Origin of the sequence: Commensalibacter communis (assembly GCF_947179015.1) — a bacterium.
Taxonomy (GTDB): Bacteria; Pseudomonadota; Alphaproteobacteria; order Acetobacterales; family Acetobacteraceae; genus Commensalibacter; species Commensalibacter communis.
On sequence record NZ_CAMXCM010000018.1, the window covers coordinates 1 to 6,401 of the forward strand.

General features: G+C 34.7%; 6 protein-coding genes and 1 tRNA gene. 4 read left to right on the forward strand and 3 right to left on the reverse strand.

What is annotated here, in order from left to right:
• The first annotated feature begins 166 nt into the window (after window positions 1-166).
• The gene (locus tag PQG54_RS12040) at window positions 167-592 is read left to right on the forward strand and encodes a hypothetical protein (RefSeq protein ID WP_271790796.1); all 426 of its coding nucleotides are present in this window, start codon (window positions 167-169) and stop codon (window positions 590-592) included.
• Window positions 593-784: 192 nt separating this feature from the next.
• A complete protein-coding gene (locus PQG54_RS12045; protein ID WP_271790797.1) occupies window positions 785-1,303 on the forward strand; it encodes a hypothetical protein in 519 nt (172 codons plus the stop codon).
• Window positions 1,304-1,899: 596 nt separating this feature from the next.
• Here PQG54_RS12045 and PQG54_RS12050 read toward each other — a convergent pair.
• Window positions 1,900-1,974: transfer RNA gene (locus PQG54_RS12050), tRNA-Thr, on the reverse strand.
• 181 nt (window positions 1,975-2,155) lie between these two features.
• Here PQG54_RS12050 and PQG54_RS12055 point away from each other — a divergent pair.
• Window positions 2,156-3,157: an acyltransferase family protein gene (locus tag PQG54_RS12055; protein WP_271790798.1), complete on the forward strand. Its 1,002-nt coding sequence runs from the start codon at window positions 2,156-2,158 to the stop codon at window positions 3,155-3,157.
• A 272-nt stretch (window positions 3,158-3,429) separates the two neighbouring features.
• A complete protein-coding gene (locus PQG54_RS12060; protein WP_271790799.1) occupies window positions 3,430-4,965 on the forward strand; it encodes an efflux transporter outer membrane subunit in 1,536 nt (511 codons plus the stop codon).
• A 239-nt stretch (window positions 4,966-5,204) separates the two neighbouring features.
• Here PQG54_RS12060 and PQG54_RS12065 read toward each other — a convergent pair whose 3' ends face one another.
• Together PQG54_RS12065 and PQG54_RS12070 are read right to left on the reverse strand one after the other, a co-directional pair.
• On the reverse strand, window positions 5,205-5,723 hold the full coding sequence (locus PQG54_RS12065; protein WP_271790800.1) for a VOC family protein: 519 nt from the start codon (window positions 5,721-5,723) through the stop codon (window positions 5,205-5,207).
• Window positions 5,724-5,746: 23 nt separating this feature from the next.
• Window positions 5,747-6,193 carry a MarR family winged helix-turn-helix transcriptional regulator gene (locus PQG54_RS12070; RefSeq protein WP_271790801.1) on the reverse strand — a complete coding sequence of 149 codons (447 nt, stop codon included), beginning with the start codon at window positions 6,191-6,193 and terminating at the stop codon, window positions 5,747-5,749.
• Window positions 6,194-6,401: the final 208 nt, after the last annotated feature.

Genomic DNA, 6,401 nt, shown 5'->3' on the forward strand with positions numbered 1-6,401 from the left:
TTTTTATTGGCCAGTAGAATTATTTTTAAGTTTTATAGCTTCTTCTATGCACTTTAAAATAACAGGTTCGATACAAGTGAGGTCATTATTAAGTTGGGTTGTGTTATAACATGTAGATAGTAAAACAGTTAAAAAGATTGCTGAAAAAAACTTTTCAAGGAAAAGGTTGGATACTATTTACCAAGAATGGTCTAGTTTTTATCCAGGATTGCAACAAATAGTTTTATTCATTTCATATAAAAAAGAAAAAAGAATTGAAATATCGACTTTGTACGAAGATAAAAATCGTTTCGATGATTTTGTTTTAGAGTTGGAAGGAATATTAGAAAAAAGAAATCATTCAGTTGTTAGCGAAGTTATAAAAACATATTTGAATTCTAGCATGGATGATTTCCAAAAGTTTAAATTATGTGCAGATTTATGTAGTTTTTTATATAGAGCAGGAATAGTCGGTATAAAATTGGCAGCGGAAGATTCTGTACAGTATAGTTTTAGAAATAAAACTGTATTACATAAAAATGAAATCAATGAACAAGCAAAGTTATATATACATCCTACCTTTTTATCAGCGTTAGCTATTGAAGATAATTAATCGATACTTGCTTACATTATGCTGACCAGAGAAAAATGGCAGGATATTAACGTTTTAAAGTTTTTTCGGCGCGCCCCGAGAAACCTATTACCTGCCATCAGGAGATAGGTTTTTACCTGAGGCGGTAAAAACTAACTACTCAATAAAATACAGCCTCAAAATTATCATTAAAAATCATTATAGGAAATCATCATGAGTAAAGTCATGGGTGGAATTTATATTCCGCATTTAAAACAAGAGATCGTAAAACCAGCGCTTGAATATCTTGGCTTGGGTGGCGCGCGTGCCATTAACCAAGTCACAGGCACGTTTTTAGCCGAAGGATATGCTGGTGGTTGCACGTATCTCAAACAACTCGGCAAAGGCCCCGCAGTGGGTGCCATGCAGATGGAGCCAGCAACCTATAATGATATTTGGAAGAACTTTCTGAGTAATCCAAAACGCAGCCATCTCGCAGTCTTGCTTAAAAATATAGCTGGCACTTTTAATACCGATAATAATGGTATTCCCAAAGCAGAGACAATGATTGGTGATCTATTCTTTGCAGCAGCAATGTGTCGTGCGTTTTACTTACGTGTTCCCACGGCTTTACCACCGGCCAATGATGCAAGCGCCATGGCTCAATATCACAAACGATATTACAACACTTCACAAGGCAAAGCCATCTGGCAAGATAATGTCGATCGGTTTCAACAGGCGATTGATGGGTGAAATAGCAACTATCACAAACATTGAGACGAGTTCAATTATTCTCTTGTACTGATTCGTTGTAAGTGGTATAATTAAGGAAGTGGTTGCAAGAGGTTAATGAGTTGAATCTAGAATAAATTTATTATAAATCTTGTATCATTGTTAATTCAATGCTCGAGGCAACAGATTTAATATCTGAGAGGCTGCCAGGGTTCTCACCTAGGCTCTGTTTTACCCTAAATGAGGAGTAAGAAATATATAAAGGTGGCCACCTTTTATGTTTTTGAAACTCATCATAATTAATTTTATTTACAACATCATATTTATAGAAACGGTAGAAATCAACATTTCCATATGTTTCAAATATTTTCTGAATTGGATATAGAGAAATTTAAATTAGTGATAACTCAGTGGGTATCTCTCGTTGACAAAATGTAATGGATAATTGTAGAGAAAAACACTTTGTAGTGTAATTTTGTATGAGTGTATCTTGTAAAACTACATTAAGACTAAATTGATTGAAAGATTTTTTCGGCGTGTTTCACAGGTAGTTCTATTTAAAGTTTACACCAAATTACACCAAAATATGTTTTAAGTATTTGATTTTGTTTATTTTATGGTGCTGTTAGAGAGGATTGAACTCTCGACCTCTCCCTTACCAAGGGAGTGCTCTACCACTGAGCTACAACAGCATTCCGTGTCTTTAGTAGCTTTTCATACAAAATGATGCAACAAAAAAATTTGTTTTTAAGCAATTTTTTTTGTTTTTTGTGCCCGAATGATTTAAAAGCGTTTATTAGAAAATAGATATATGCAAATTATTCAACTTTAACAGCATATAAGAAAATAATAATTTTATAATAATGAGCGTTTATGCTTTACTCCGTCCAGTTTTTAAGAGGTTTTGCAGCATTGCTTGTTGTAATGACTCATATTGTTAACAAAGAAGTGCAGAATCAAATTTGTAGCAAATATTGGTTTAATATGGGGGGGACGGGGATAGACCTGTTTTTTATTATCTCTGGCTTTATCATGTGCTATACGACACATGATAAAAAAGTGTCATTTATTAATTTTATGAAATTAAGGATAGAACGTATTATCCCATTATATTGGTTCTTTACAACGCTTGCTTTGATTTTATATTTGTTACCTTTGAATGTGTTTCATGCAGCTGTGAATAGTATTTCTGTTCTTGATTCATATTTATTATTACCGCTTGGAAAAACCTATTTGGTTGGCACAGGCTGGACCCTCAGTTATGAATTTTATTTTTATTTGATATTTTCATTCTTTTTATTATTTCCTCTGCAATCATATGTTCGATATGTTTATATCTCTGTTTTTATCGCAATAATAACGTGTGTTGGATGGGTTGTTAACGATCATAGACCAATCATAGATTTTGTTCTCAGTCATTGGTTAATTGAGTTTGTATTTGGTATTATTTCATTTGCTCTTTTTAAACATATTAAAATCCCTCCGTTATGGTGCTTTATTATGATTATATGTGGATTGCCTGTTTTATTATATCAAAATATCGACGATTTTTTGTTACGCAGTCCATACCGTGTTTTTCATGCAGGTCTTCCGATGTTTTTGATTTTTAACGGATGTTTACATCTTGAAAACTGTTTGCCGGATCCAAAAAATGTCTTATGTTCTTTGTTCGAAAAACTTGGAAATAGTTCTTATTCTCTTTATTTAAGTCACCCTTTTACGTTGGTTGTTGCAAGCCGTCTTTGTATAATGCTGCATCTGACATCTCCTTTAATTTTTATAGTTATACTTTTATTCGCTTCTGTTTTATTTGGTTTTTTTGCATATCGTTTTATCGAGCAACCAATGCTGAAATGGGTTAAAAGTAAAATTTAATTTAAACAAAAAAAATAAATTAAGAGTAATAATATTTCATTAAGATTTTGCTATTTTTAAAAAGAAATGGTTTATTCGAGGACGAGGTTTATGAATTAAATCTTTATATTTTTATTTATATCATTTGATTAAGTTAGCCATATGCAAAATTGGCAAAGATTGCCTCGACAATAATTAAGAGATAATCTTTTTTAGTTGATATGATGCATAAAGATGCTACAAAGTAAACGGTTTACAATGATGTCGAAGTGATCAAAAAGTTGGTTGGAAGAATGAAATTTAAATTTTCTTTGTTAACGATGGTTATGACAATTCCAACCTTGATCGGGTGTGCGGTCGGACCTGATTACCATAAAGAGGATGTTTGGACTCCCTCGAAATGGTCAAATGTTACGAGCAATTTACAAGTCCCTGTAAATAGCCAAGTAGTCATGCAAAAAATTAATTCACAATGGTGGGAATATTTCCGTGATCCTGTTTTAACAGATCTAGAGCGTCGCGCAGTGACTGCAAATTTGGATATTCAGATGGCTACACAACGATTAATTGCCAGCCGCGCGCAATTAATGATTGCGGGTGCTGCTCGTTTTCCAAGTTTAGGTGCTTCTGCAGGCTATCAAAGAAGCCAATATAGTCAAAAATCGTTTAGCAGAGCCTTGCAAAAGGTCAGGAATAGTGAGCCTGCATTAGGAAACGTGGTTAATCCAAGTGATATGGATATACCTTCTTTCAATCAATGGAGCGATAGTCTCGATACAAGTTGGGAACTCGATTTGTGGGGAAGAGTAAGACGTCAATATGAATCCGCAAGTGCGTTGAGACAAGTTTCTGAAGAAGATCGTCGGGGTGTCTTAATTGCTCAACAAGCTGAGGTTGCTCAAAATTATATGACATTGCGTGAATTGCAATCGCAATTACATATTGTCAAAGAAAATGAAAAAATTGCCCAACATATTTTGACCCTTGCAACACAGAGATTTAATGGGGGGCTGGTTACAGAGCTGGATGTACGTTCCGCAGAAGCACAGTTGGAACAAACCAGATCAGAAATTCCCAGTTTAGAACAACAAATTATTCAATATATTAATGCGTTGGGATTATTGCTTGGTGAACCTCCAAGAGCATTAAGTGAGGAGTTATCTACACCACAACCCATTCCGCTTGTACCACCTCAAGTGCCAATAGGTTTTCCGTCAGAATTAGCACAACGCAGACCTGATATTCGTCAATCTGAGGCCAAATTACATTCTGCAACGGCTGAGGTCGGAATGGCAGAGGCAGATTTTTATCCAAAAGTAACTGTTGATGCTCGGATGGGTTTTCAATCTTTGTCCTTTAGAGATTTAGGATTTTGGAGCGCCAGAGCATGGAATGTTGGTCCATCAATCTCTCTGCCTATTTTCGAAGGGGGAAAGTTGAAAGGGCAACTAACACTCAAAAAAGCCGAGCAAAAAGAAGCTGCTTTGACATATCGCAAAACTGTTTTACAAGCTTGGCAAGAAGTTGATAATGCGTTAAATGCATACCAAGCAGAACAATTAAAACAAGTGCGTTTACAAGAGACTGTTAAATCCAATCAACGTTCTGTCGAATTGGCTCAAGCACAATATCGTCAAGGATTGCAAACCTTTATTAATGTACTGGATGCTCAACGACGGTTACTGTCTTCGCAACAAGATTTAATTCAAAGTAATGCTCAAATTTCGATTAATCTTGTGCAACTGTATAAAGCACTCGGCGGTGGATGGGAGGCAACATACCCTGATACTGTTGCCGTTTCGACTAATAAAAGCCCGAATAAGCATTAGCTAGATTGGAGTGCTGATAATTACTAATGATAAAATCAAAAGGGATGCATTTGCAAAACGCCGCTGAGGAAAGAACTATTTTCGGCTAAAGATCCAGAATTTTATACTTGAGTTGATGTGTTAGATATAAATGCGATTGATTATGTTATTAAAAACAAAGCTCCTATTTTACACGACCAATTTATTATGAAGCATAATATCTAATTTCTATAAATACATTTAAATCTGATTTGGAGGTGCTACGTTGATTCACCAGCAGCAGCCCCAGTTTTCAATGTAGCTCCCCATCTCGCTATAGCTTCTTCAAAATTTAACGGTGCACGCCATAAATCAGAATAAGTCCAACAGTCATTCGGAATTCGCCAAATGATTTCTATGGCTATCCCATCGGGATCCTTCCCATAAACAGATAAATGCATGGGTTGATATAGTTGATCAATAAAAGAGTTAGCGCTCTTTAAAATAACTGCATATTCCTCTAATTCAGCAATGGTACCAACTTCAAATGCAACATGAAATAAACCAGGAGAAATCGGTTGTCCCCAACCAGGTGATGGTAAAGTAGCATTAGCAATGATTGCAAGATCATGATGGTTTGTTGATTTGCCTTTTGCACGAAAGAACCGCATTTCTTTCCAGTTATTTTGTTCGGGCAATGTGCTGACTAATTCTAAACCTAAGATATCTTTATAAAACCGAGTAGATATTTCTATGTCAGAAACACTAATGACTATATGATTTAAACGACGAATGGACATTCATTTTCCTAGATATTATGTATTCAATCTTGTTCTAGCTTGGAATCGATAATTCGCTTTATCAGTTTTCCGGCTTCGAATAATTGAGTTTGTTCTTCTTGAGATAGGCTTTGCATCGCTTCTTGTAGCCAAAGATCGCGTTCTTGACGTTTTGTTCTGACTAAATTTAATCCAGAATCAGTAATGCCTAATAAAATTTTTCGTTTATCATTTTCATCAGTGACACGAATGATTAATTTTCTCTGTAATAAATTCTTTAACAAACTAGCTAGGTTAGATGAGCGGATTTCGAGAGCTGCACCTATTTCTGAAGGGGTAATCTTTCCATTTGATCTTTCGATTAACCCCAAGACCATTAAATTAGACCAAGATTCATCGCCTGATCGAGCAGATTGTTTAAGGGCCCGCGCTAAAGCTACTATATTATTACGAAGTTCAGAGACTTCGTTTGGTTCTTTGGATATGTTCATTTAACTATATTTACATAGCTATTATAATATAGCAATATATATTTGCCAGTAATTTTCTATTTAGATTAAGGTTTATGATTAATAGCTTCTGTCTTACTTTTATATTTAGCAGATTCCTGTTGTTCTGTATTTTCAATGATTTTTTATAAGTATATGGGATAATTAATTTTTTTATATTTAAGGAAAAGTTTTAATTTTTTTAAGAGAA

What these genes read in the sequence shown, in the direction of transcription:
- PQG54_RS12045 (WP_271790797.1), top strand. Translation starts at nt 785, where the DNA reads ATGAGTAAAGTCATGGGTGGAATTTATATTCCGCATTTAAAACAAGAG.
- PQG54_RS12055 (WP_271790798.1), top strand. Translation starts at nt 2,156, where the DNA reads ATGCTTTACTCCGTCCAGTTTTTAAGAGGTTTTGCAGCATTGCTTGTT.
- PQG54_RS12060 (WP_271790799.1), top strand. Translation starts at nt 3,430, where the DNA reads ATGAAATTTAAATTTTCTTTGTTAACGATGGTTATGACAATTCCAACC.
- PQG54_RS12065 (WP_271790800.1), bottom strand. Translation starts at nt 5,723, where the DNA reads ATGTCCATTCGTCGTTTAAATCATATAGTCATTAGTGTTTCTGACATA.
- PQG54_RS12070 (WP_271790801.1), bottom strand. Translation starts at nt 6,193, where the DNA reads ATGAACATATCCAAAGAACCAAACGAAGTCTCTGAACTTCGTAATAAT.